Origin of the sequence: Nonlabens sp. SY33080, from assembly GCF_011784885.1 — a bacterium.
Classification (GTDB): Bacteria; Bacteroidota; Bacteroidia; order Flavobacteriales; family Flavobacteriaceae; genus Nonlabens; species Nonlabens tegetincola.
On the sequence record NZ_CP050461.1, the window covers coordinates 2,273,033 to 2,297,825 of the forward strand.

25 protein-coding genes are annotated in these 24,793 nt (G+C 36.1%); 15 read left to right on the forward strand and 10 right to left on the reverse strand.

Features of this window, described 5'->3' with window-relative positions; translation table 11 throughout:
• Positions 1-113 precede the first annotated feature (113 nt).
• Together HCN53_RS10265 and HCN53_RS10270 are read left to right on the forward strand one after the other, a co-directional pair.
• Positions 114-1,247 (forward strand): DegT/DnrJ/EryC1/StrS family aminotransferase, encoded by a 1,134-nt coding sequence (locus HCN53_RS10265; RefSeq protein WP_105017717.1) that lies wholly within the window; start codon positions 114-116, stop codon positions 1,245-1,247.
• Positions 1,248-1,249: 2 nt separating this feature from the next.
• The gene (locus HCN53_RS10270) at positions 1,250-2,542 is read left to right on the forward strand and encodes a metal-dependent hydrolase family protein (protein WP_167342880.1); all 1,293 of its coding nucleotides are present in this window, start codon (positions 1,250-1,252) and stop codon (positions 2,540-2,542) included.
• A 53-nt stretch (positions 2,543-2,595) separates the two neighbouring features.
• On the opposite strand, the gene HCN53_RS10275 is transcribed toward HCN53_RS10270, so the two are convergent.
• The 3 genes from HCN53_RS10275 to HCN53_RS10285 all read right to left on the reverse strand — a co-directional run bounded on the left by HCN53_RS10275 (position 2,596) and on the right by HCN53_RS10285 (position 5,257).
• Positions 2,596-3,939 (reverse strand): ABC1 kinase family protein, encoded by a 1,344-nt coding sequence (locus tag HCN53_RS10275; RefSeq protein WP_167342881.1) that lies wholly within the window; start codon positions 3,937-3,939, stop codon positions 2,596-2,598.
• Between the two features lie 110 nt (positions 3,940-4,049).
• Positions 4,050-4,733, reverse strand: coding sequence for a TetR family transcriptional regulator C-terminal domain-containing protein (locus HCN53_RS10280; RefSeq protein WP_167342882.1), 684 nt, complete (start codon positions 4,731-4,733; stop codon positions 4,050-4,052).
• 164 nt (positions 4,734-4,897) lie between these two features.
• Positions 4,898-5,257 (reverse strand): toxin-antitoxin system YwqK family antitoxin, encoded by a 360-nt coding sequence (locus tag HCN53_RS10285; RefSeq protein ID WP_042276378.1) that lies wholly within the window; start codon positions 5,255-5,257, stop codon positions 4,898-4,900.
• 235 nt (positions 5,258-5,492) lie between these two features.
• Here HCN53_RS10285 and aspS point away from each other — a divergent pair, with 235 nt between their 5' ends.
• The 6 genes from aspS (at position 5,493) to HCN53_RS10315 (ending at position 11,086) form a co-directional block, all read left to right on the forward strand.
• A complete protein-coding gene (gene aspS, locus HCN53_RS10290) occupies positions 5,493-7,244 on the forward strand; it encodes an aspartate--tRNA ligase (protein ID WP_167342883.1) in 1,752 nt (583 codons plus the stop codon).
• 23 nt (positions 7,245-7,267) lie between these two features.
• Positions 7,268-7,525: a hypothetical protein gene (locus tag HCN53_RS10295; protein WP_060523351.1), complete on the forward strand. Its 258-nt coding sequence runs from the start codon at positions 7,268-7,270 to the stop codon at positions 7,523-7,525.
• Positions 7,526-7,614: 89 nt separating this feature from the next.
• The gene (gene hemH, locus HCN53_RS10300; RefSeq protein ID WP_167342884.1) at positions 7,615-8,652 is read left to right on the forward strand and encodes a ferrochelatase; all 1,038 of its coding nucleotides are present in this window, start codon (positions 7,615-7,617) and stop codon (positions 8,650-8,652) included.
• A 51-nt stretch (positions 8,653-8,703) separates the two neighbouring features.
• Positions 8,704-10,098, forward strand: coding sequence for an MATE family efflux transporter (locus HCN53_RS10305; RefSeq protein ID WP_167342885.1), 1,395 nt, complete (start codon positions 8,704-8,706; stop codon positions 10,096-10,098).
• A 6-nt stretch (positions 10,099-10,104) separates the two neighbouring features.
• Positions 10,105-10,584, forward strand: coding sequence for an acyl-CoA thioesterase (locus HCN53_RS10310; protein WP_105017713.1), 480 nt, complete (start codon positions 10,105-10,107; stop codon positions 10,582-10,584).
• 70 nt (positions 10,585-10,654) lie between these two features.
• Positions 10,655-11,086: a hypothetical protein gene (locus HCN53_RS10315; protein ID WP_167342886.1), complete on the forward strand. Its 432-nt coding sequence runs from the start codon at positions 10,655-10,657 to the stop codon at positions 11,084-11,086.
• Here HCN53_RS10315 and HCN53_RS10320 read toward each other — a convergent pair.
• A complete protein-coding gene (locus HCN53_RS10320) occupies positions 11,073-11,978 on the reverse strand; it encodes a DMT family transporter (RefSeq protein WP_167342887.1) in 906 nt (301 codons plus the stop codon). The two genes, HCN53_RS10315 and HCN53_RS10320, sit on opposite strands and share 14 nt — an antisense overlap.
• Positions 11,971-12,330 (reverse strand): arsenate reductase family protein, encoded by a 360-nt coding sequence (locus HCN53_RS10325; RefSeq protein ID WP_042276359.1) that lies wholly within the window; start codon positions 12,328-12,330, stop codon positions 11,971-11,973. The genes HCN53_RS10320 and HCN53_RS10325 overlap by 8 nt, the downstream gene beginning before the upstream one ends.
• Positions 12,331-12,482: 152 nt before the next feature.
• On the opposite strand from HCN53_RS10325, the gene HCN53_RS10330 reads away from it, so the two are divergent.
• The gene (locus tag HCN53_RS10330; RefSeq protein ID WP_167342888.1) at positions 12,483-13,628 is read left to right on the forward strand and encodes a trans-sulfuration enzyme family protein; all 1,146 of its coding nucleotides are present in this window, start codon (positions 12,483-12,485) and stop codon (positions 13,626-13,628) included.
• A 19-nt stretch (positions 13,629-13,647) separates the two neighbouring features.
• Here the strand turns inward: HCN53_RS10330 and HCN53_RS10335 are convergent, their stop codons facing one another.
• Positions 13,648-14,958, reverse strand: a complete 1,311-nt coding sequence (locus HCN53_RS10335; protein ID WP_167342889.1) for an alkaline phosphatase D family protein — start codon at positions 14,956-14,958, stop codon at positions 13,648-13,650.
• Between the two features lie 182 nt (positions 14,959-15,140).
• Here HCN53_RS10335 and HCN53_RS10340 point away from each other — a divergent pair, with 182 nt between their 5' ends.
• The 6 genes from HCN53_RS10340 (at position 15,141) to HCN53_RS10365 (ending at position 19,576) form a co-directional block, all read left to right on the forward strand.
• Positions 15,141-15,575, forward strand: coding sequence for an ATP-dependent zinc protease (locus HCN53_RS10340; RefSeq protein WP_042277260.1), 435 nt, complete (start codon positions 15,141-15,143; stop codon positions 15,573-15,575).
• Positions 15,565-16,437, forward strand: coding sequence for a 30S ribosomal protein S6--L-glutamate ligase (gene rimK, locus HCN53_RS10345; protein WP_060523344.1), 873 nt, complete (start codon positions 15,565-15,567; stop codon positions 16,435-16,437). Before HCN53_RS10340 ends, rimK begins: the two co-directional genes overlap by 11 nt.
• A 3-nt stretch (positions 16,438-16,440) precedes the next feature.
• Entirely contained in the window at positions 16,441-17,385 is a 945-nt protein-coding gene (locus HCN53_RS10350; protein WP_167342890.1) for a succinylglutamate desuccinylase/aspartoacylase family protein, read from the forward strand.
• Complete coding sequence (locus tag HCN53_RS10355) at positions 17,378-17,953, forward strand: 5-formyltetrahydrofolate cyclo-ligase (protein WP_167342891.1); 576 nt, start codon at positions 17,378-17,380, stop codon at positions 17,951-17,953. The genes HCN53_RS10350 and HCN53_RS10355 overlap by 8 nt, the downstream gene beginning before the upstream one ends.
• A 112-nt stretch (positions 17,954-18,065) precedes the next feature.
• Positions 18,066-19,166, forward strand: a complete 1,101-nt coding sequence (locus tag HCN53_RS10360) for a sensor histidine kinase (RefSeq protein ID WP_167342892.1) — start codon at positions 18,066-18,068, stop codon at positions 19,164-19,166.
• Positions 19,167-19,168: 2 nt separating this feature from the next.
• Positions 19,169-19,576: a response regulator gene (locus HCN53_RS10365; protein ID WP_167342893.1), complete on the forward strand. Its 408-nt coding sequence runs from the start codon at positions 19,169-19,171 to the stop codon at positions 19,574-19,576.
• 2 nt (positions 19,577-19,578) lie between these two features.
• On the opposite strand, the gene HCN53_RS10370 is transcribed toward HCN53_RS10365, so the two are convergent.
• The 4 genes from HCN53_RS10370 to ileS are packed head-to-tail and all read right to left on the reverse strand — an operon-like array spanning position 19,579 to position 24,733.
• Positions 19,579-20,190: a lipoprotein signal peptidase gene (locus HCN53_RS10370; protein ID WP_167342894.1), complete on the reverse strand. Its 612-nt coding sequence runs from the start codon at positions 20,188-20,190 to the stop codon at positions 19,579-19,581.
• Between the two features lie 27 nt (positions 20,191-20,217).
• Positions 20,218-20,907 carry a hypothetical protein gene (locus HCN53_RS10375; RefSeq protein ID WP_167342895.1) on the reverse strand — a complete coding sequence of 230 codons (690 nt, stop codon included), beginning with the start codon at positions 20,905-20,907 and terminating at the stop codon, positions 20,218-20,220.
• Positions 20,908-20,938: 31 nt separating this feature from the next.
• Positions 20,939-21,325 (reverse strand): TraR/DksA family transcriptional regulator, encoded by a 387-nt coding sequence (locus HCN53_RS10380; protein ID WP_042276339.1) that lies wholly within the window; start codon positions 21,323-21,325, stop codon positions 20,939-20,941.
• Between the two features lie 3 nt (positions 21,326-21,328).
• Entirely contained in the window at positions 21,329-24,733 is a 3,405-nt protein-coding gene (gene ileS, locus HCN53_RS10385; protein ID WP_167342896.1) for an isoleucine--tRNA ligase, read from the reverse strand.
• Between the last annotated feature and the right edge of the window lie 60 nt (positions 24,734-24,793).

Here is a 24,793-nt window from a genome sequence, read left to right on the forward strand (position 1 = left end):
AATTGATTTTACTCAAAAATAGTACAAAAAATACGCTTGGGTCATGCTCCTAATATTGCGTATTTTTACAAGTAGAGTCAAAACGTTGACTTTTTCCAAAAATTAAATTACAAATGCGTAAGATTCAAATGGTTGACCTCAAAGGTCAATATGAAAAAATAAAAGAAGAGGTAGATGCAGGTATCATGAATGTGATAGAATCTACCGCATATATAAATGGTCCCGAAGTTCACGCTTTTCAAAAAGAGCTAGAAGAGTACCTAGATGTAAAACATGTGATACCATGTGCCAATGGTACTGATGCTCTTCAAATAGCTATGATGGGATTGGGTCTAGAGCCAGGTGATGAAGTGATTACTGCCGACTTTACGTTTGCAGCGACAGTTGAGGTAATTGCGCTACTTAGGCTTACACCAGTTCTAGTAGATGTCAATCCTTTCAATTTTAATATTGATCCAGAGGCTATAAGAAAAGCCATTACTCCTAAGACTAAGGCCATCGTACCTGTTCATTTATTTGGGCAAGTAGCAAACATGAGTGAAATCATGGAAATTGCAAGAGAGCATGACTTGTATGTGATTGAGGATAATGCACAAGCTATTGGAGCTAACTACCTAAATGAGGATGGTACTAAGTCCAAGACTGGAACAATAGGTAATGTAGGTACTACTTCCTTTTTTCCTTCCAAAAATTTAGGTTGTTATGGTGATGGTGGCGCTATTTTTACTAATGATGATGATCTTGCTCATACCATAAGAGGAATCGTAAATCATGGAATGTATGTTAGATATCACCACGATGTTGTAGGAGTCAATTCACGATTGGATTCTGTTCAGGCAACTGTTCTTAGATCAAAATTACGTCGTCTAGATCAATACAATGAGGCTCGTAGAACCGCTGCTAGAAAATACACGGCAGCACTTGCTGGTAACGAGAAGATTATCACGCCGCTCATTTGTGATAACTGTGATTGTCATGTGTTTCATCAATATACCTTACTTGTAAAAGATACCGATCGCGATGCGCTCGTAGCCTATTTGAACCAACATGATATTCCTTGCGGTGTGTATTATCCTATACCATTACACCTTCAAAAAGCCTATGCCGATGATCGCTATCAAGAAAAGGACTTTGGAGTAACAAATAGATTAGTAAAGGAATGTATATCATTACCTATGCACACAGAATTGGATGACGAGCAAATCAAATTTATAACAGACAAAGTATTAGAGTTTGTAAATTCTTAATCATGAAAAATATCGCAGCACTGATGTTGTTGGTATGTCTCGCTTTCGCGAAAGCGTACTCACAACAAACTTCAACCACAACGTTCATACACGCAGGTCACCTACTAGATGCCAAAAAAGGTGAGTGGCAAACCGAAATGACTTTAATCATTGAAGGGAATAAAATACAATCAGTGCAGAAGGGATACAAAACACCTACAGGACAAATAAACCTTATAGATTTAAAAGATCAATGGGTGATGCCAGGATTTACAGATATGCATGTGCATATGGAGACAGAATACAATCCACATGCATATGTCCAAAAATATGTAGACGATCCAGCAGATGTTGCTTATGACTCAGTAAAGTATGCTGAAATCACACTTCTTTCAGGTTTTACAACAGTAAGAGATTTAGGTGGTAGTGGTATAAATATTTCCTTGCGAGATGCTATTAATAAAGGGAAAGTGCCGGGACCGCGTATTTTTACGGCTGGAAAATCTATCGCTAGTACCGGCGGTCATGCAGACCCTACAAATGGTAGTAATCAAAAATTAATGGGTGATCCAGGTCCCAGACAAGGAGTAATTAATTCTCCCGAAGAAGGTAGGGAAGCTGTTAGACATAGGTATAAAAATGGCGCAGACTGTATAAAGATTACAGCAACTGGTGGTGTTTTAAGCGTTGCAAAAAACGGCAGTAACCCACAATTTACTATTGAAGAAATACGCTCGATTACACAAACCGCTGCTGATTATGGATTTCATGTAGCTGCTCATGCTCACGGTGACGAGGGCATGCGTAGGGCTGTTAAAGGTGGTGTTAAAACCATTGAGCATGGTACCTATATGAGTGAAGAAACAATGGATCTTATGATTGAGAAAAATTGCTATCTAGTTCCTACCATAACGGCAGGTAAAGAAGTGGCACTCAAAGCAGAGGAAGAAGGTTTTTATCCAGAAGTGGTTGTACCCAAGGCGAGAGAAGTTGGTCCACAAATACAAGGGACCTTTGCGAGAGCCTACAAGCGAGGTGTGCCTATTGTTTTTGGTACTGATGCTGGTGTGTTTGCCCATGGTAAAAATGCCAAGGAATTTGGCTATATGGTGGAAGCTGGAATGAAACCTATGGAAGCCTTACAAAGCGCCACTATTACACCAGCTATAATCCTTAATATGGAAAATGAAATCGGACAGTTGCAACCTGGTTTCTATGCAGATGTGGTAGCGGTAACAGAAAATCCAGAAAAGAATATCGCCATTCTAGAGCAAATAGATTTTGTTATGAAGGATGGAGTGGTTTATAAAAACTAAGTATCGATTCTATAAACTGCTTAATACTATAATTTCTAATAGCGCGCTTCACATTATGAGAGCGCACTATGATTTTTAAGACCTTTTTCTTTTAGATACTTTATATAATCGTGAGTGTTTACAGTTGCTTTTAAATCGTGTAATAGATTATATAGTCCAAAGAAAGTACGATTGATATATAGGAAATGCTTACTACCTCTATTACCGTTCATTTTACGCAATTCCTTATCGTTGCTATACTTTTCACTTAAAGAGGATATTTCATCCCAAAAAGATTCATCAGAAAAGTCGAAAGTTTTTTCTTGAAAAGGTTTAGTAAACAAACTAAGCATCTCATGGAATAAAGCAGAGAAATATTCAATTTCTTGATCAGTATCGTCTGGACGTAGGATTTCTAGCTGTTTCAATTTTTCCTTGAATGTATCAGGGTTGTTGATATGTTCTGGTACCGCAAGCTCAAAGTAAGGCTGGTAAAATTCTTCAGGTACTTGTTTGATACATCCAAAATCTATTGCAATTAATTCATTATCCTCTGAAATTAGAAAATTACCAGGATGAGGATCTGCATGTACGGCTTTAAGGCCGTGCATTTGAAACATGTAAAAATCCCAAAGCGTTTGACCTAATTTATTCCCAGTTTTGGAGTTAAAATCTGTTTTTGCAAATTCACTTAAGTGTGTTCCTTGCATCCAATCCATGGTTATAATGCGCTTGCTAGAAAGCTCTGGATAATAAGATGGAAATTTTAATCCAGGTATATGGCTACAAGCCTCAGTAACTTCTATACTTTGCTTTACCTCTAATTCATAGTCGGTTTCTTCTAAAAGTTTTTCTTCTACTTCGGCAAAATAACGCTTGCTGTCTTCGCCTTTCAAATTGAACATTTTGATGGCGATAGGCTTTACAAGGGCAAGGTCACTACTTATAGAATCTGCCACTCCTGGATATTGAATTTTTACAGCGAGCTGTTTACCATCCTTAGTCGCTTTGTGCACTTGACCGATACTAGCTGCATTTACAGAATCTTTTGAAAACGAATCATATATATCTTCAGGATATGCGTTTTGATACTTTCTAAATGTTTTACGAACTAAGGGTGCTGATAATGGTGGAACGCTAAATTGAGCTAGACTAAATTTTTCTACGTAAGCACCAGGTAACAAGCTCTTATCCATAGAAAGCATTTGAGCTACTTTAAGAGCGCTACCTTTTAAACTTTTTAATCCATCATAAATATCGGCAGCATTGTCCTCGTCCAAAGTACTACGGTCAAGAGTTGGATTAACAGCTTTTTTTGAATAATACTTTAGGTAGTTGGCACCTATTTTGGCACCAGTCTTTACTAGCTCTGTAGTGCGGCCTATTTTACTAGTAGGTATTTTGTCAATTGTTTTCATAACAAGAAAATGTAAAACCTGATTTACATGCAAAAGGCTTATAGCTGTAACCGATTGCAAAACGATTTAGATGCTTTTACACCTTAAAATTCTTTATATCAATTTAGATTTTAAGCCATGCGCTCCTTCCATAGGAATTTGCCAAAGTCTAAAACTGCATCTAAGGGTGTGTTATCAAAAACATCAAAAATGGTATTAACGGATTTTTCAATAGCCATGTCTGTTTTTTCAAATCCTGGACTATCGTCATCCATCCAAAATTTTAAAAGGAAAAGCATTTGAATCCATGCGCCCTCGCTGTAGATACTTTCTGAACGCTCTAGTAAAATATTGGTCTTACTTTCATTACGTTCTTGAATTAATGTTCGGGCAAAATCCTTTACATGTTTTCTTAAACCTTTAAGTTCATCCATTTTGTTCATCATGCTTTGTTTACCATTTAGAGTAAATAAAACATAACTACGATTCATAGTTAGTAATTCAAAAAAGGTGTAGAAAAAAGTGAGTATTTTTTCACGATTAGAAAAATGTGCATAATCCTCATTCTTATGAGCAACGTCCAATGTCATAGTAAAAAAGGTATTCCAAATTTCCTTGCGTAAACCTTCTATGCTTCCAAAATGTGCATAGAATTCTTGCTCTTCCATTTTATTTTCCTTGGCAAACTTGTATACACTTTTAGGTTCTTTTTCATGCTCTAAAACGTATTCCATGTAAGCCGTTATAATATCCTGGCGATTAGGAGTTTTCTTTTTAGTTGTCTTTTTTGTGGTAGATTTTTTTACTGTGGCCATAACAATTAATCCTTTTGGTAAAAATACAATTTTGTTTAACAAATACGTTAATTAAGTTAAACAAAGATTTGTTAAAGATTAGTCGTTAATAGATCTCAGAACTTAAAACTAGAAACAAAAAAACCTCGCCATTTGGCGAGGTTTTTTTGTATTAATTTTTAAAGTTAAGGTTTATTAATGGCTACTGCCTCCTTATTTGTCCAGTTGTTTACAGCAACAATTGCATTATTAGAATAATCAACCTCTACTAGTGTTTCACCTTTCCAAAAAAACCACTTACCACTTCTTTCATTTTGTGAATATTCTGCTTGTGCTATCTTATTACCATTTTGATCATAAGAAATCCATTCACCATGGCGTTTTTTGTTTAAAAATGTTCCTTCCTCTGCAATTGAACCGTTGTCATGGAAATAAGTCGCCTTAACCATACCATTTTCTAATTGTTCAAACTGGGGCTTGTTTTCTTCTTGAGCGCTTACTATAAAACCTACAAGCAATGCTGCTACCATCAATACGTTTTTCATGACCTATACTTTTTAAGTTCTACCCAAAGTTAACTTTAAAATTACATATACACAACAATTAGGTAACGTTAAATTTACATTAGAGATGTAAGCTATTGAATAATAGTATATTATTAATTTTAAAAATCACATATTTTATCGTGTTTTGTCATTGCTATGATTTAAAATGTTAAGTATTTAATGTTTAATATCCGTTGGAATCGGTTTATTTTTGCTGCTCCTTATAGAACATATTATGTATAGAACACACGACTGCGGAAGTTTAAGAGTGAGCGATGTAAATAAAGAGGTAACCCTATCTGGTTGGGTTCAAAAATCTCGTGACAAAGGATTTATGATTTGGGTTGATTTGAGAGATCGTTACGGTATTACACAGCTTATTTTTGATGAGGACCGTACAGATGAGATAGTTATGAAAACCGCTCAAACGTTAGGTCGCGAGTATGTAATACAAGTAAAAGGTACCGTAATCGAGCGTGAATCAAAAAATGCTAAAATACCTACAGGTGATGTTGAAATACTTGTAAAGGAATTAAAAATTCTAAGTGCTTCAAAAACGCCACCGTTTACTATTGAAGATGAAACAGATGGTGGTGAAGAACTTAGAATGAAATACCGCTACCTAGATATACGTCGTAATCCCGTGCGTGAAAATCTGATTTTCCGATCTAAGGTAGCTATGCAGGTGCGTAATTTTCTTGCATCTAAGGATTTTGTAGAGGTAGAAACACCTGTTTTGATCAAATCAACTCCTGAAGGCGCTCGTGACTTTGTAGTCCCTAGTCGAATGAATGAAGGTCAGTTTTATGCACTACCACAATCTCCACAAACCTTTAAGCAGTTGCTTATGGTAGGTGGACTGGATAAATATTTTCAGATAGTTAAATGTTTCCGTGATGAGGACTTAAGAGCAGACAGGCAGCCGGAATTCACACAAATAGACTGTGAAATGTCATTTGTTGAGCAGGAAGATGTACTCAACATTTTTGAGGAAATGACGAGACATTTATTAAAAGAAGTTAAGAATGTCCAGGTTGATAAGTTTCCTCGTATGACTTATCAGGAAGCGATGGAAAAATACGGTAATGACAAACCAGATATTCGCTTTGGGATGGAGTTTGGTGATCTTTCCGCTTTCGCGAAAGCGAGAGATTTTAAAATCTTTAATGAAGCAGAAATTGTAGTTGGAATTGCTGTTCCAGGTGCAGCTAGCATGACTCGTAAGGAAATTGATAAGTTAATTGATTGGGTAAAACGTCCTCAAGTAGGCGCTCTAGGAATGGTGTATGTAAAGTGCAATGAGGATGGTAGTTTTAAATCTAGTGTAGATAAATTTTATTCACAAGAAGATCTAGCTCAATGGGCAGAAGCTACAGGAGCACAGGCTGGTGACTTGATTTGTGTATTGTCTGGACCTACAAATAAAACGCGCACACAATTAAGCGCACTACGTATGGAAATGGCAGAAAGATTAGGACTGCGTAACCCAGAAGAATTTGCTCCTTTGTGGGTAATTGATTTTCCATTATTAGAATGGGATGAGGATACAGAGCGCTATCACGCAATGCATCACCCATTCACATCACCAAAACCTGAAGATATTGAGAAACTTTCTACAGATCCTGGTAATGTAAGAGCCAATGCATATGATCTTGTCCTTAATGGAAATGAAATAGGTGGTGGATCGGTAAGAATATTTGATAAGGAATTACAGGCGCTTATGTTTAACCATTTAGGTTTTACGCCTGAAGAGGCTAGAGCTCAATTTGGCTTTTTAATGGATGCTTTTGAATATGGGGCACCACCTCACGCAGGACTTGCTTTTGGATTTGATAGATTGGTTTCTATTCTAGGTGGTCAGGAAACTATTCGTGATTTCATCGCATTTCCTAAGAATAATAGTGGTCGCGACGTTATGATTGATGCACCTGCAGCAATTGATCAGGAGCAATTACAAGAATTAAATTTAAAGGTAACAGTAGAATAATTAGTCAAATATCCTTTAGTTAAATGAAACCATTGAAAATCCTTGCAGTCTTATTGATACTAGCTGTTATCGTTATAGGTGCAGGGTTTTATCTAGTGCATTTAGGTAATGCCGTTGCTATGGGGCATAAACTTATAGGTTTATCTACCTTGTTTATTTTTTTCATCATAATGCCTGCCTTTATTTGGGTTAGATATAGTAAAAAGGACTTATCAGGTTTCAACCTGAATAAAGACAAGGAGAAGGAAGATATTGATGAAAATGGAGTAAATTGGGATTAAAATTTCCAAATATTACTATAAGTAATAGTAATTGACTAAAAATAATAACGACCACACAAAAGTTAATTTTGTAGTTCTAAATTTGTTCAATGAAAAAAGGAGTTCTTCTTGTTAATCTGGGTTCGCCAGATAGTACCGATCCTAAAGATGTAAAGAAATATCTAGATGAGTTTTTAATGGACGAACGGGTAGTTGATTTACCTTACATATTAAGAGCTCTTTTAGTAAAAGGAATTATACTTAATACGAGACCAAAGAAAAGTGCAGAAGCTTATAGTAAGATTTGGTGGGAAGAAGGAAGTCCGTTGATCGTCCTTTCAGAGCGTCTTCAGGAAAAAATAGATGCATACACCAGTGTGCCTATTTCGCTTGCTATGAGATACGGCTCTATGACTATTGAGAATGGTCTTAAGGAGCTACACGACCAAGGAGTTGATGAGGTCCTACTTATTCCGTTATATCCTCAATACGCAATGGCAACTACTGAAACCATACTTGTGTTAGCCGAGGAAATAAGAAAGGAACAATTTCCACAAATGGAATTTACTGTATTGCCTCCTTTTTATAATCACCCTGATTATATCAGAGTATTGTCTGAATCGATTAAGGAATCGTTAGAAGGTAAGGATTATGAACATCTTTTATTCTCATATCACGGAGTCCCTAAACGTCATATAAGAAAAAGCGATATAACAAATGGTCATTGTAAAATGAATGGTACTTGTTGTGCTACACCATCACCAGCACATGAGTTTTGTTATAGTCATCAATGCCATGAGGTTACAAGATTAGTAGGTGAGTACTTAAATTTAGAAGATGGTACCTACAGCACTACATTTCAATCTAGATTAGGCTTTGATCCATGGTTAACTCCTTATACCGATCGAACTATTGAAAAAATGGGTCTAGGTGGAGTTAAAAAGCTCGCTATCGCAACACCAGCTTTTGTAAGTGACTGTCTAGAAACCTTGGAAGAAATTGCTATGGAAGGTGAAGAAATCTTTCACGAAGTGGGTGGGAAACAGTTTCACGTTATTCCATGCTTAAATACAAGAGAAGATTGGGTGAAAGTAATGTCTAGATGGATTGATGAATGGGCATTACAAGGAGCTGAAGCCACCGTATAAATAACATTCTTATAAGACAAGAGTGCTACTCGTGCTGTAACTTTGTGCGCCATGTCCCAAACCTCTGTAGCACATAATAAATCACAGTCTTTAGGTATTTTACCAATTAAAGGATTATTGATAAAACAAGCAATTCCTGCAAGTATTGGAATTCTTGTAATGTCCTTAAATATTTTAGTAGATACCATTTTTGTAGGTAATTGGATTGGAGATGTCGCCATTGCAGCGATAAACGTCGTTCTGCCAGTATCTTTTTTTATAGCCGCTTTGGGAATGGCGATCGGTATAGGAGGCTCAAGTATTATATCCCGAGCAATGGGTGATAATAATTATTCAAAGGCCAAAACGACCTTTGGTAATATGATAAGCATCACCTTAATAATAACCGTAGTCTTGGTTGTTGTTGGGTTGTTATTTATTGAGAATTTAGTACCTGCATTTGGTGGAAAAGGAGCCATCTACGAACCTGCTGCTATTTACTATCGCATTGTACTTTATGGAGTGCCTATTCTTGCTATGTGCATGATGGGGAATAATGTCATAAGAGCTGAAGGAGCTCCTATTCACGCAATGATAGCCATGCTTATTCCTTCTATAGGTAACCTGCTGCTGGATTACGTCTTTATTAAGTATTTAGGTTGGGGAATGATGGGTGCCGCATGGGCTACCACGGCGAGTTATGGATTATGCTTTCTTTACGTAGCCGGTTTTTTTATTTCTGGTAAAAGTGAATTGCTGTGCTCAATTAAAGATTTTGTGCCTAACTTTTCAATAATAAGAGAAATAGGAGCTTTGGGTTTTGTTTCCTTATCCAGACAAGCAACTACCAGTGTGCTTTACTTAATTTTAAATAACATATTGTTTGAGCTGGGTGGCGAAGAAAGTGTTGCTGTATTTGGAATTATAGGTAGAATGATGATGTTTGCATTGTTCCCTGTACTTGGAATTACTCAAGGTTTTTTACCTATTGCTGGATTTAATTATGGAGCAAAGAAGTATGACCGTGTAAGAGAGGTGATTTTCACAAGTATTATTTGGGCTTGTATTTTAGGAACTATCATTTTCCTATTATTAATTTTAAATACGGATTTTATAGGAGATGTTTTTACAGACACCCAACAAGTGATTGATCGTACTTCATTTGCGTTGGGTCTTGTTTTTCTTTCCTTGCCTATTATAAGTATACAATTAATTGGAGCGGCTTACTATCAAGCAATAGGTAAAGCAATACCTGCTTTATTGCTCACCCTACTACGAACTGCGATTATCTTAATTCCTTTACTTTTGATTTTACCCAATTTTTTTGGAGAAACAGGAGTTTGGATAAGTTTTCCTATTGCAGATATAAGTTCCACTTTAATTACGGCTTATTTTCTATGGAAAGCCATGAAGAAATTAAAAGATAATTCGGCTGTGAAGTCGCCGGAATTTAATCATTTAAACTAATAAAAAATGTACAAAAAAGAATTTGATGTAAGATGGAGCGATATAGATGCCAATAGGCATCTAGCAAATAGTGCCTATCAAAACTTTATGAGTCATACCCGTATGGGTTATCTCATTGAAATGGGATTTGGACAACGAGAAATGCATGAGCACAATATAGGTCCTGTCATCTTTAATGAGAATATTTTTTATTTTAAAGAAGTTCATCAAGGGAAACCAATAACAGTTACTTGTGAGCTTATTGGTCTAAGTGAAGACGGTAGTTTATTCAGTTTCAGACACAATTTTTACGATTATAAAGGTCGTAACCTTACTAGAGGAACAATGATGGGTGCATGGATGGATCTATCGTCACGTCGAATGACGGCTTTACCCGATGAATTGTTGCAGAAGATTAATAATGTGGAACGAGCAGATGATTTTAAATGGTTAACACGAGAAGATACTCGTTCACATGGTCAAGCTCCTAATGATCTTATCAGTTGATTAGATAAAAGTGGTGATTTGTTCGATGATATTATTTGCTTAAAACAGGCAATTCTATTAAATTGCAGATATGCAGTCAGTTGAACAATCACCATTTTATCCTTCGGTGCTAAAGGAACTTCATTTTCCTTTTGGTAAGTTCTACTTGTTTGAAAAATTTGTCATTGCCGAAGTTGATGAAGGTATTACCTTTTCTTGGACTCATGCAAAATTAGTTATTGAAGAGGTAACTGATTTTTACGATCAAACCGATGGTAGCAATTTAATATACATAACAAATAGGATTAATAAGTATGACGTAAAGCCAGTAGATTGGCTTAAATTTTTCATGCATACTTTCTCTCTAAAAGGTTATGCCGTTGTTACCGATTCAAGTGTTGGTACACAGAATGCAAAGCTTGAATCTTTGTTCATGAAATCTAAATTCAAAACCTTCCAAAGTTTACTTGATGCAGTTCAATGGGCAGCTGCATTGCATGATGAGCTAGTTAAGTCGTCCTGATTTTTTGCTTTTGCTTTAAACTGCTTAAAAACACTCCAGAAAAAATCATTATCCCAGCGGCTATTTTTTGCCAGGTAATAGTATCCTTATCTAAACTTACAGCGATAATAGTCGCCAGTAAAGGTTGTAAATAGACAAACACGGCTACTACACTAGGTTTTAGGTTTTTGATCGCTATAATATTAAGACCATAAGTTCCTAATGTAGCAAACACAATCACGTAACCTATAAACATTAAAGTTTCCCAGCTGGCGCTACTTATATCAAATGTAACAACCTCATTATAGCCAAATGGTAAAATAAATAATACTCCAAAGAAATACAGCCACCTAAGTAAGATTAGAACATGGTATTTCTGTGTGAGCTTTTTTGCTAGAATAATGTAAAACGCATAACTAAGAGCATTTACAAAAATCAAAAAATTCCCCAGTGTTGGGTTTGAAGCATCTGCTCCTATACCAGTTGATTGTAAAATAAGAAAAGTAGCACCAGAAAAACCTATTAAAATCCCAAGTATACGAATCCCAAATAATTTTTCTTTAAGAAATATTGCGCTTAATACAAGAACCAAAATAGGAGTAGTAACCATTAAAACTGCTGCGCTTATAGGTGATGTAAGCGACAAACCTTTCATAAAGGTAAGCATGTTAAATCCCACACCGCAAAAAGCTGCCAATGCAATATGAGCAAGCTCCTTTAAGGTCATTTTTGTTCTAGGAGCAAAAACAAAACTTAAACCCCAGAATATTAGTCCGGTAATTAAAACACGGTACAAAGTAAGCCCGTAAGGACCTATATGTGCAGGAGTAACCTCTTTGGCTGCGGTAAAATTAAACGCGTAAAAAAGTGCGACTAGAAAAGCACATACAATAGCAATTGCTCTTTTACTCATTTCCAAGTGCTTGTGCAGCTGCTGCTACAGTTTTCTTACTATTTCCTATAAAAGCAACTCCATCAAGTATTAGAATAGGGCGTTTAATAAAGGAGTAATGATCCAGCAATAGTGATCTATAGTCTTTTTCAGATAACTCTTGTTCATGTAAACCACGACCTCTGTACTGTTGGGATCTTCTATTAAATAAGGCTTCATAAGATCCTGCTTGATCTTTTAAAAAATCCACTTGTTCTTCAGTCACAGGTTCTTCTTTGGTATTTTGAAGAATAACAGATTCAGGTAGATGCAACTCTTTCTGAATACGTTTACATGTATTACATGTATTTAAATAAATGAATCTATTTTCCATGTTGCAAAGGTACGCTAGCTTAATGTGAATTATGATATAATTTTATGTATTGAAATAGAAAGGTATACGCTTTCGCGAAAGCGTAATAATCATCAATTGCCACGCTATAATAGCAATTTGTTATCTTCAACCACAAGTTAGAAAAAGAGAAAATGAAATTCAATACCAAAGCTATACATGGTGGTCAAAAAAATATCGATCCAGCTTATAATGCTGTAATGCCACCCATATATCAAACAACATCCTACAAACAATCGAGTCCAGGTAAAAATAAAGGTTATGCTTATTCACGTAGTGCAAATCCTACTAGAACAGCGCTAGAAAATGCCATTGCTAGTATAGAGAATGCTCAGTACGGAATAACCTTTGGATCAGGTATGGCGGCCATAGACGCGGTTCTTAAATTATTAAAACCAGGAGATGAAGTCATTTCCACTAGTGACCTTTATGGTGGATCTTATCGATTATTCACCCAAATTTTTGAACAATTAGGTGTTAAATTCAAGTTTGTAGATATGAAAGATGCTCATTTAATTGAGGAGCATATCACAAGCGCTACCAAAATGATATGGGTAGAAACACCTACAAATCCTACTATGAGTATAATTGATATACGTGCTATAGCTACACTGACAGAGAGTAGAGATATACTCGTAGTGGTTGATAATACATTTGCAACGCCCTATCTTCAAAACCCTATCGAGCTAGGTGCTCATATAGTAATGCATAGCGCAACTAAATATTTAGGTGGTCATAGTGATGTGGTTTTGGGCGCTCTTGTGGTTGATGACGAAATACTTGCTAAAAAACTGTACTTTATTCAAAATGCAAGCGGAGCCATTCCTGGTCCGCAAGATTGTTTTCTAGTGTTGCGTGGTATTAAAACGCTGCATGTGCGCATGCAACGGCACTGTGAAAATGCTGCTCAAATTGCTAACTTCCTTCAATCTCATTCTAAAGTTGATAAGGTATACTGGCCTGGTCTTAAAAGTCATCCTAATCATGAAATTGCCAGCAGTCAAATGAGAGACTTCGGCGGTATGATATCTTTCAGTACTAAAAATGATACCAAAGAAAGTGCGCTTACCATTTTAGAAAATCTACATTTATTTACCCTAGCCGAATCCCTAGGAGGCATTGAATCCTTGGCTGGTCATCCTGTTACAATGACCCATGGAAGTATTCCTAAGGAAGAAAGAGAAAAGACTGGTGTAGTGGATTCCCTTATTCGTTTAAGTATAGGTATAGAAGATGTTGAGGATTTAATAAAGGACCTAGAGCAGGCATTAGAAAAGTAGTGCCGCTAGGACTACTTTTCTAATATCTCAATTCTTTTGCGGTAATGCTATAGTCAAATACTTTTTTACCTTTTTGGTCATATATAGTGAGGACTAATTTGCGTTCTTTACGCGGTCCACTCACTTCTACAATCCCAAAGTTTTTTTCATAAAAAGTCTTGCCTTTCACCTGAAGTGTGTTTCCTTCGTCTCTCGCAGCATGTGTTCCAGAGGTCAATGGAGAACAAGTAATGTCGATAAGAGGATAGGCGTTTTCTCGTTCTAGTCTAGATATTTCTGTGTGATGCCTATCACCACTCATAAATAAAACACCACTTATTCTTTCTTCATGTAAACGCTTGAATAAATAATCTCTTTCCTCAGGATAGGTAGCATAGTTTTCAAACTTTGCAGCATCGCTCACAACCTGACCACCACTCACGATAATCTTAAAAGGAGCACGACTATTTTGAAGAGCGTCGATTAACCAATTAACTTGCTCCATTCCAAAATAAGCTTTGTTTTTTTCTCTACTATCATTAGGAGCTCTATGATACCTGTTGTCTAGCATGAATACTTCAACATCGGCCCAGGAAAAGTGTTGGGCTACACCACCATTACCAGCAGCATTTGTATTAAGATTACCCCAGTAATCGTTAAAGGCTTTTTCTGCAATATGTTTATTTACATAACTCCTGTCTGCATTATTAGGGCCATAATCATGATCGTCCCATGTAGCATAGTGATGTACACTACCTAAAAGAGGTTGTAGTTCTGGAGTACTGCGAGTATGTCTATGACGATGGCGTATTCCTGTTTCAGTCATAAAATCAGGTGTGCGTAAATAAGTATTATCACCAGTCCATAGCATAAAATCAGGCTGTTTTGCGAGTATACTATTAAATATTTCATAACCACCTCCATAAGGACTAGGCCTGTCGTCTTTCTTTTCATTTATAAAAGCACATGAGCCTATAGCAAATGAAAAGTTAGGCGGTTCTGTACGATATTGCCATAATGCCTGCGTTTTGAATGACAACTTGTAATCTCTAGGTACATGTACATTATTGATGTATAATTTATAGGTATACTGAGTACCAAATTCTACCTGTCTAGGATATAGTTTTGCAATAAAATCATCCTCAATACTTGTCGTTACTGTCGGAGTAAAAACCTCTTGTTCACCTTCTTTATAATAACCTATTTTGACCTGAGCTGGCTGTGTAGTTTGAACCCAAATTAAGGCTTCTCGATAAGCAGAATATCCTACCATAGGACCAGACTGCAATAAGTCTTGTTGAGCGTTTAAAGTAGTGGCTACTAACAAAAGGAAAATCCAAAATTTATTCATTATAATTTTTTTTCAAATTTCTGCTCAAAATTTTTAGTGTGCGTTAATGGAATGTTATCATTATAAATATATGAGAAGAATTGTCTTTTTTTGCCGCGAATTTTCGTAATATGTGATGGAATGTCTTGATTTCGCTTTCGCGAAAGCGAAACAGAAACCATTTTTTAAATCATTTTAAATACTTGACAAAAAAAATAACCATAGGTCGCACAGATCGTGCTCATTTTCCTGAACTTGGATTTCTAGATATTGATATAAAAATCGATACAGGAGCTTATACATCGTCCATTTATTGTACTGATATTGGAGAGGAAGACGGTGCGCTTACTGCAAATTTTCTTGATCCAGAACATCCTAAGTACAACGGTCGTAAAATGTATTTTGAGGAGTATGAAATTACCCAAGTACGCAGTAGTAACGGTCAGTCACAATTAAGGTATGAGGTAAAAACTATTATTACCTTATTCAAAAAACATTATGTAATATCCCTTACACTATCCGATCGCAAGGAAATGAGGTACCCTGTTTTAATAGGGCGTAAATTTTTATCTAAGAAATTTGTAGTGGATACCGAATTACAAGACCTTTCTTTTATACTTTCACAAAATGAAAATTGATATTCTATCACGCAGTACCACATTATACAGTACAAAGCGATTACTAGAAGAGGCAAAAAATGCAGGACATAAAGCCAGGGCTATAAATGTATTGCATTGCGATATAAAATTAGAAAAACATAAGCCCAGTGTTTATTATCACGGTGAGAGATTACCCGTGCCAGATGCTGTAATACCTAGAATAGGAGCTAGTATCACTTTTTATGGAACCGCTATTGTACGACAATTTGAGATGATGAATTGTTTTACAACTGTGAGTAGTCAGGCGCTAGTCACCTCAAGAGATAAATTACAAAGTTTGCAAAAACTAGCTCGTAGCGGTGTGGGAATGCCCAAAACGGTTTTCACTAATTTTGGTGAACACACAGATGAAATTTGTGAGCAAGTAGGTGGACCACCAGTAGTCATCAAAGTGCTAGAAGGGACACAAGGAATAGGTGTAAATCTAGCAGAATCTCTAGAGGCTGCAGACGCCATTATAGATGCTCATAATGATCTAAGAACAAGGGTAATAATTCAGGAATTTATTAAAGAAGCTGGTGGCGCCGATTTAAGAGCCTTTGTGGTTGGGAATAAAGTGGTAGGAGCGATGAAAAGACAAGCCAAAAAAGGCGAGTTTAGATCCAATTTACATCGTGGTGGAACAGCATCAAAAATTAAATTAACTCCTGAAGAAGAACGCACGGCTCTTGCCGCGGCCAAAGCGCTAGGATTAGGGGTTTGTGGTGTTGATTTATTACAAAGTTCACGAGGACCTTTAGTCCTCGAGGTGAACAGTTCTCCTGGATTAGAAGGAATTGAAGGAGCGACTGGGTATAATATCGCTCGTGAAATTATCAAGTTCATAGAAAAAAACATGTAAGCATTGAGAATATTAGGAACCGAAATTAAAGCAGGTAATAGTTATACACTCAATCTCAATAAAGTAAAACTTTATTCAACTTCTGAAGTTGAAGTGCCAGTCATTATTGAGCGTGGTGAACTAGATGGACCTGTTGTGTTACTTACAGGTGGTATTCATGGCGATGAGATTAACGGGATTGAGGTTGTGCGTCAAATTATAGCGCACGGCTGGAACAAACCTAAACGTGGGACCATAATATGTATTCCGGTAGTTAATATTTTTGGTTTCTTGCAGTTAAAAAGAGAGTTTCCTGATGGTAGAGACTTGAATAGAGTTTTTCCTGGAACAAAAAAGGGTTCTTTAGCTAGCCGTTTTGCTTATCAACTTTCTAATGAAGTGTTGCCAATAGTTGATATTGTTATGGATTTTCATACCGGTGGAGCTCAACGTTATAATGCACCTCACCTAAGAGTTGATGCCGCAGAGAGTAAATCTATTGAATTGGCAAAAGTATTCAACGCACCTTGCTTGTACTTTTCAAGTAATATTTCAAAAACTTTTAGAGCAACATGTTCAAAAAAAGGTATTCCTTATTTGTTGTATGAAGGTGGTAAATCAGGCGATAGCGACAAAACGATTGCCGTCGAGGCTGTAAAAGGTGTTTTAAGAGTTTTAGAGCATTTAGATATGGTAACAGAAGGTCTACCGGATATTTCTGTTAATCATACTACTGTAGAGATTACTAAATCTTCATGGTTAAGAGCGAAAAAATCCGGCTTTATTCATCCTAAAGCTCTGGCAGGCGATAAAGTAAAAAAAGATGAAATTATCGCTAGTATTACGGATCCGTATGGAAAATTGCGACATGAAATAAAAGCACCGCATGATACCTTCTTGCTCAATGTTAATTATGGACCAGTAGTTTATCAGGGCGATGCTATTTTTCATATTTCTAAAGATGAATAAGGCTCAGTTACGTAAACTTTATAAAAAAAAGCGCCTATCCTTATCTACAGATGAGGTGCAGCACAAGAGCGTTCAAATTGCTAATAACTTACTTCAATTAGATATTTGGCATTATGATTATTACCATTTGTTCCTACCTATAAAGAAGTGGAATGAAGTCGATACCCAACCTATTATGAATATCCTTATGTCCAAGGATAAAAATATTGTTATTAGTCATAGTGATTTTGATTCTATTCAAATGATCAATATTTTATTAGAAGAGCAAACTGTAATAAAAGAAAACAAATATGGAATCCCAGAGCCTATTAATGGAGAAAGAATTAGTGATCATCTTATGGATGTAGTTTTTGTTCCTTTATTAATAACAGATCAAGAAGGTTACAGGGTAGGTTACGGGAAAGGTTTTTATGATAGGTTTTTAGCCAATTGCCGACCAAACGTATTAAAAATAGGTATTTCTTTTTTTGAACCAATAGATGAAATTGAGGATGTTCACGACATGGATGCTGCATTAGATATGGTTGTTACGCCAGAAAAAGTATACCACACAACAAAGAATGATTAAAAATATTACCTAAGTTAAATTTTGACTTTTGTTAATTAACATTTAATTCATAGTTTTAGATTCTAAAGGAATTGTTCCTAATAAATAAGATTCACGTTTTTCCCTAAGAACGATGATAGAAAAATCCAATCAACCTCTTAAAAAATTATTAGAGGATAAAGAATATTTTTTAAGTGAAACTGCAGAGCTTACCGTTACTGGAGCTTACAGTGGTAATTTAAAGACAGGAGAAGGTTATATCGATGATATTGGAAGAAATATTTTGGATATACCTAAAAACTATAATCTAGACATTCACTCTGCACTCAGTTTTTTTGCTGATCGTAAGAAAGCAGTAGAACTGTTTTACTCTTGTATCAATGGCGGTAGCTTTGTTCTCGATATTGAAATGAAAGATTATCATGGTAATGTCTTCTGGGCAAAGGCCAGTGGTAAACCTTTACATGATAGCGAGCATAACATTGTTGGGGTTAGAGGTGTGTTCACCAGTATTGATAGGTTTGTAAGAAGAGGCAATGAGCTTGAAAATAGAGCAAAACTTATTCAAGAACAAAATGATAGATTGGTCCATTTTGCACATATAGTTTCGCACAACCTTAGATCTCACGCTAGCAATTTACAGCTTACTTTAGATGCATTTAATGATATAAGAGATAAAGATCAACAAACAGATACTTTCTTTAACTATCTAACCGAAATAAGCAACAACCTGTCATCCACATTGGAGCATCTTAACCAAGTCGTTACTATTAATATAGAAGAAAAAAAGGTTCAACGGGTTAACTTAGAAACAATTTTCAAAGAGTGTTTACTTGAGTTTAAAGAAGAGCTTCTTGCTATTGATGCAAAAGTTAAAAGTGATTTCACAGATCTATCCGTGATAAATTATGTGCCTTCGTTTTTAAAAAATATTTTCATTCAACTTATATCTAATAGTATTAAATTTAGAAGTAGAAAAGAACCTCTTAGAATTAAGGTAAGAACGAAGGTTAAAAATAAGAGGAAACTATTGGTTTTTAAAGATAACGGCGTCGGTATAGATATGAACAAACAGGCAGATTATATCTTTAAAATGTTTGAATCAACTGATGCTAGTGGTGAGTCACAAGGTATAGGTTTATTTGTTCTTAAAAATCAAGTAGAAAGCTTAGGTGGTGATGTCATGGTAAAAAGCAAATTAAATAAAGGAACGTCGTTTACTATTAAATTTTAAAAATGAGCGTTTTAAAAAAAGCTTGTATTATTGATGATGATCGGCTCTATGTGAGCTTGATGAGTATGATTGTAGATAAATATGATCTCGTTGATGAACTTGTACTTTTTGAGAATGGTGATCAGGCATTAAAGTTTTTTGAGCTCGTTTTAAAAGATAAAATCGAGGCGCCGCAGGTTGTCTTATTAGATCTGAATATGCCTATCATGAATGGATGGGAATTACTAGATGTCTTAGAAGATCACACCGCTGCCTTACAAGAAAAAGGAATACATTTATTAGTGGTAAGTTCTAGTATTAATCAAAATGAAATTGCTAAAGCAAAGAAACACGCTCTTGTAAGTGATTTCATTACAAAACCACTATCTAAAACAAATTTACTCGAAATTTTCAATAAGATTTCTTCCTAGAATTAATTTTTAGGAAAAGCTTTTTTACTGAAAAGTAGCAGCAGAATTACACCAATCGTAATCGCACTATCTGCAATATTAAAAACAGCATTGAAAAATGTAAATTTATTTCCTCCTATACCTGGAACCCAATTAGGAAAAGTTCCATCAAATAAAGGGAAGTAAAGCATGTCTACTACCTTTCCATAGAAAATAGGAGCGTATCCACCTTCCTCTGGTAAAAATTCTGCTACACCATGGTAGCTGTCAGAAAATAACACACCATAGAACACACTATCGATTATATTTCCTATCGCACCAGCGAGAATTAATGATATGCATATGATTAGTATTTTATGACTGTGTTTTTTAATACTGCTCCATAGCCAATAACCTATTCCCATTACAGCAAAAATTCTGAAAACTACTAAGATTATCTTACCATAATCTCCTGGGATTTCGGTTCCCCATGCTGCCCCAGCATTTTCATAAAAAACTAATTTGAATTTACCCCAATCTAGTATGGCATCATTTGAATTACTTGCTAGTTGATAATTAAGTTTAATATATATCTTACTTATTTGATCCAGTAGGAGAACTGACAAAACAATAAGTAATGCTTTTGATAATTTCATGTACGGCTTTTGTGAACTGCTAAAATACTACTTATCCTCTGTATTTAAAATGCTAATATTCCCAGAAGACGTTTGAATGATACCACCATTTTTATTGGGGCGTTTTTTTCTTCTTTTATCAATAAACGTTGCTTTTTTTCCTAGGCTAATTTCTGGTGAAATAGAATCGCAATAAATAGTCGTAGAACCTAGAATGTTGGTGATGTCCAGGTCGCAATTAGGGTCTTCAATAGTGATAGCCCCAGATGTACAATTAATCTGAATATAAGAAAATGAACCTCGTGTATGGATTGAAGCACTTTGCGCAACAATATTTAGATTCATATCGTGTGGTATTACCATTTTTACTACTGCGTCTGTCACTTTGTGAGCAGCTAGTTTATCATCAGGTTTTTGATAGATATTTGAGATTGGATCTTTAAAAAATACCGTGTCATTTTTAATATAATGAGTGAGTTCAACGGCTTCTTTATATTCACCACGTTGTGTTGTCGTTATGGAGATATTAGTTGTTTGAGAAGCTTGTAAATGGATTTCGGCATACTCATTAAGTTCAATCATTAAGGTGCGCAGGTTACCTGCGGTAAATGTTGTAGCTCTAGTATTTGAAGAGTTGTCTTGAGAGTACGCTTTCGCGAAAGCGAACAACACTAAAACACTGGTATAAAAAAACCTTTTACAAGTTATCTGATTTGTAATACCATGCAGATAGCTCATAAAAGGCCTGTATTTAGGGAGAAGTAATTTGTTATTGCATGTTTTTAGCCTCTATACTTAGAGTGGCATGTGGAACAAGTTCTAGGCGTTCTTTCTTGATCTTTTTGCCTAGTTTACGGCAAATACCGTACGTTTTGTTCTCAATTCTTATAAGAGCATTTTTAAGATCTCTTATAAATTTCTCTTGACGAATCGCAAGTTGCGCGTTTGCTTCCTTGCTCATGACCTCACTACCTTCATCAAATGCTTTGAATTGTGGTGCGGTATCATCAGTACCATTATTAGCATCGTTTGCATAGGAGCTTTTAATAAGCTCATACTGCTCTTGTGCATCTTTAATTTTAGCTTCAATTAACTCTTTAAAGTATGCTAGATCTTCATCGCTATAACGTTCCTTTTTTACTTCTACATCGCTCATAATTTATTGTTTTGTTATCTGTATTGCGGTCGCAATGTCGTCAAACTCAATTATCGTACCGTTATCTACAGATTGTGTTATTGTTAAATCATTGGCTAATGTTTCATCTTTAATATACTGGGCATTTTTCTCTACCGCAGCATCCATTTCTGGGTGCGATTGCATTGTGATCGTTATGCGGTCTGTTACCTCGAGTCCGGAGTCCTTTCTTATGTTTTGAATACGATTCACTAATTCACGTGAAATCCCTTCCTGTTTGAGCTCTGGAGAAATAGTTACATCGAGCGCAACTGTAATGCCTGATTGATTAGCAACTAGCCATCCTTCTATATCCGAAGATGTTATCTCAACGTCTTCGAGGCTCAATATAGTATCAGTACCATTAATGTTTATGTTAATTTCTCCATTTTTTTCTAACAAAGCGATGTCTTCTTGTTGAAAACTTTTGATTTTCCCAGCGATCATGCCCATTTCCTTACCAAAACGAGGTCCCAGAACTTTAAAGTTTGGCTTTATTTCTTTAACAAGTATCCCACTTGCGTCATCGATTAACTCCACTTCTTTAACATTTACCTCGCTCTTTACTAGATCTGCAATAGCTTCTATTTGAGCCTTGTCCTTAGTGTCTAAAACGGGAATCATAACACGTTGCAAGGGTTGTCTTACTTTAATGCTTTCTTTTTTACGTAATGAAAGTGTAAGGCTTGAAATCACTTGTGCTTTGTGCATTTTTTCCTCTAACTCACTATTGATAAGATCGTTGTTTGCGATAGGGAATTGGGATAGGTGTACACTTTCACTGCTGTTGCTCTCGCAAACACTTGTCAAGTCACGGTATAATTGATCCATGAAAAAAGGAGCGATAGGAGCGCCTAATTGAGCTACTGTTTTTAAACAAGTATATAGGGTTTGATAAGCAGCGATTTTATCTTGCTCGTAACTACCTTTCCAAAAACGTCTTCTACATAATCTTACGTACCAGTTACTTAAATTCTCTGTCACAAAGGTGGTGATTGCTCTTGCAGCTCTAGTTGGTTCGTATTCCTCGTAGAAAGCTGTTGTGTCTTTGATAAGAGTATTAAGTTCAGATAGGATCCATCGATCAATTTCTGGACGTTCATTTAATGGAATATCCTTTTCATCGTATTTAAAGCCATCAACATTTGCATACAGGGCAAAAAAGCTATAGGTATTATACAAGGTTCCAAAAAACTTACGCTGCACTTCTTGTATACCATCAGTATCAAATCTTAGGTTGTCCCAAGGATTTGCATTACTCACCATGTACCATCTTGTGGCATCGGCGCCATATTTGCCTAAAGTCTCAAATGGGTCCACTGCATTCCCTAATCGCTTAGACATTTTTTGACCATTCTTATCCAGAACCAGTCCGTTTGATACTACATTTTTGTAAGCAACATCGTCACTAATCATAGTAGCAATAGCATGTAGTGTGTAAAACCATCCACGAGTTTGATCCACACCTTCGGCTATAAAATCTGCCTTGCGTAAACCGTTCTCTACGGCTTCTTTGTTTTCAAAAGGATAGTGCCATTGGGAATACGGCATTGAACCACTATCAAACCACACGTCTATCAAGTCTGCCTCGCGGTGCAAGTGCTCTCCATTATCAGCAACAAGTGTTATTTGATCTACAACATTTTTGTGTAGATCAATCAAATCATAATTTTGATCACTCATGTCACCAGGTGTAAATCCTTCAAACGGATTTTTTGACATAACACCAGCGGCGATAGATTTTTCTATCTCGTTTACCAGTTCTTCTACAGAGCCTATTATGATTTCTTTCGTCCCTGTCTCATTGCGCCATATAGGTAGTGGGATACCCCAAAAACGTGATCTAGAAAGATTCCAATCATTGGCATTAGCCAGCCAGTTACCAAATCTTCCTTCTCCAGTTGATTTTGGTTTCCAATTAATGGTCTTATTTAACTCGTGCATACGGTCTTTGAAAGCCGTAGCTTTGATAAACCAGCTATCTAGTGGATAATAAAGTACAGGCTTGTCAGTTCTCCAACAATGTGGATAACTGTGTACATATTTTTCTACTTTAAAAGCACGATTTTGTTCTTTTAGGGCGATGGCTATTTCTACATCGACACTGCGTCCTGGAGCATTGTCTTTATAGTATTCGTTTTTCACATACTTGCCACCTATAAAAGGTAAGTCTCTTCTAAATTTACCTTGTAAATCTACAAGCGGTACTGGATTATTGTTTTCATCCAATACTAGCATTGGTGGAATTTCTGGAGTTGCTTGTTTTGCTACAAGTGCATCGTCTGCACCGAAGGTTGGGGCAGTGTGTACAATACCAGTTCCATCTTCTGTAGTTACAAAATCGCCTGCTATTACTCTAAAAGCATTTTCTGCATTTTCATAAGGTAATGCATATTCCAGTAGTTGGTCGTATTTAATATTTACCAGATCTACTCCTTTACAAGTTCCTAATAGCGTATATGGTATTTTTTTGTCGCCCAGTTTGTATTCTTGTTTCGCTTTCGCGAAAGCGTCATTATCAAAATGTTCATATTTCTTACCAAACTGATAGTTTACAAGGGCTTCTGCTAGTATTACTTGCATTGATTCACCCGTATATTGGTTGAAAGTTTCTACAAGTACGTAGTCAATTTTTGGTCCAACAGTAAGCGCTGTGTTAGATGGTAAAGTCCATGGAGTAGTAGTCCATGCTAGGAAGAAAACTTCACCTTGAGTGGTAAACGGTAACTGTGCAGGATCAGTTACTTTAAACTGCGCAGTCACAGTAGTATCTGTAACATCACGGTAGCATCCTGGTTGATTTAATTCGTGCGAACTCAAACCTGTTCCGGCAGCTGGTGAATAAGGTTGGATGGTGTAACCTTTATAAAGTAAATCTTTATTATAAATTTCTTTAAGTAACCACCATACACTTTCCATGTATTTAGGCTTGTAGGTTATGTATGGATCTTCCATGTCTACCCAATAACCCATATCCTCAGTTAAGTTACTCCATATATCGGTGTATTTTAATACAGCGTCTTTACAGGCTTGGTTGTATTCTTCAATAGATATTTTAGTACCTATATCTTCTTTGGTAATGCCTAAAGCTTTTTCCACACCTAGTTCCACTGGTAAACCGTGCGTGTCCCATCCGGCTTTACGATTCACTTGGTAGCCTTGCTGTGTCTTAAAACGACAGAACAAATCCTTGATAGTACGACCCATAACATGGTGAATACCAGGTAATCCATTTGCCGATGGTGGTCCTTCAAAGAAAATAAAAGGTTCGTTACCTTCTCTTGTAGTTACCGACTTGTTGAAGATGTCCTGATCTTTCCAGAATTGTTTGATTTTCTTATCAACTTCAGGAAGATTTAAACCTTTGTATTCATTGAATTTAGTACTCATGTCACCAGTGTTTTAAGGTGTGCAAAAGTAGGGAAAAGGTACGAGTTTTAATAGCTTTTT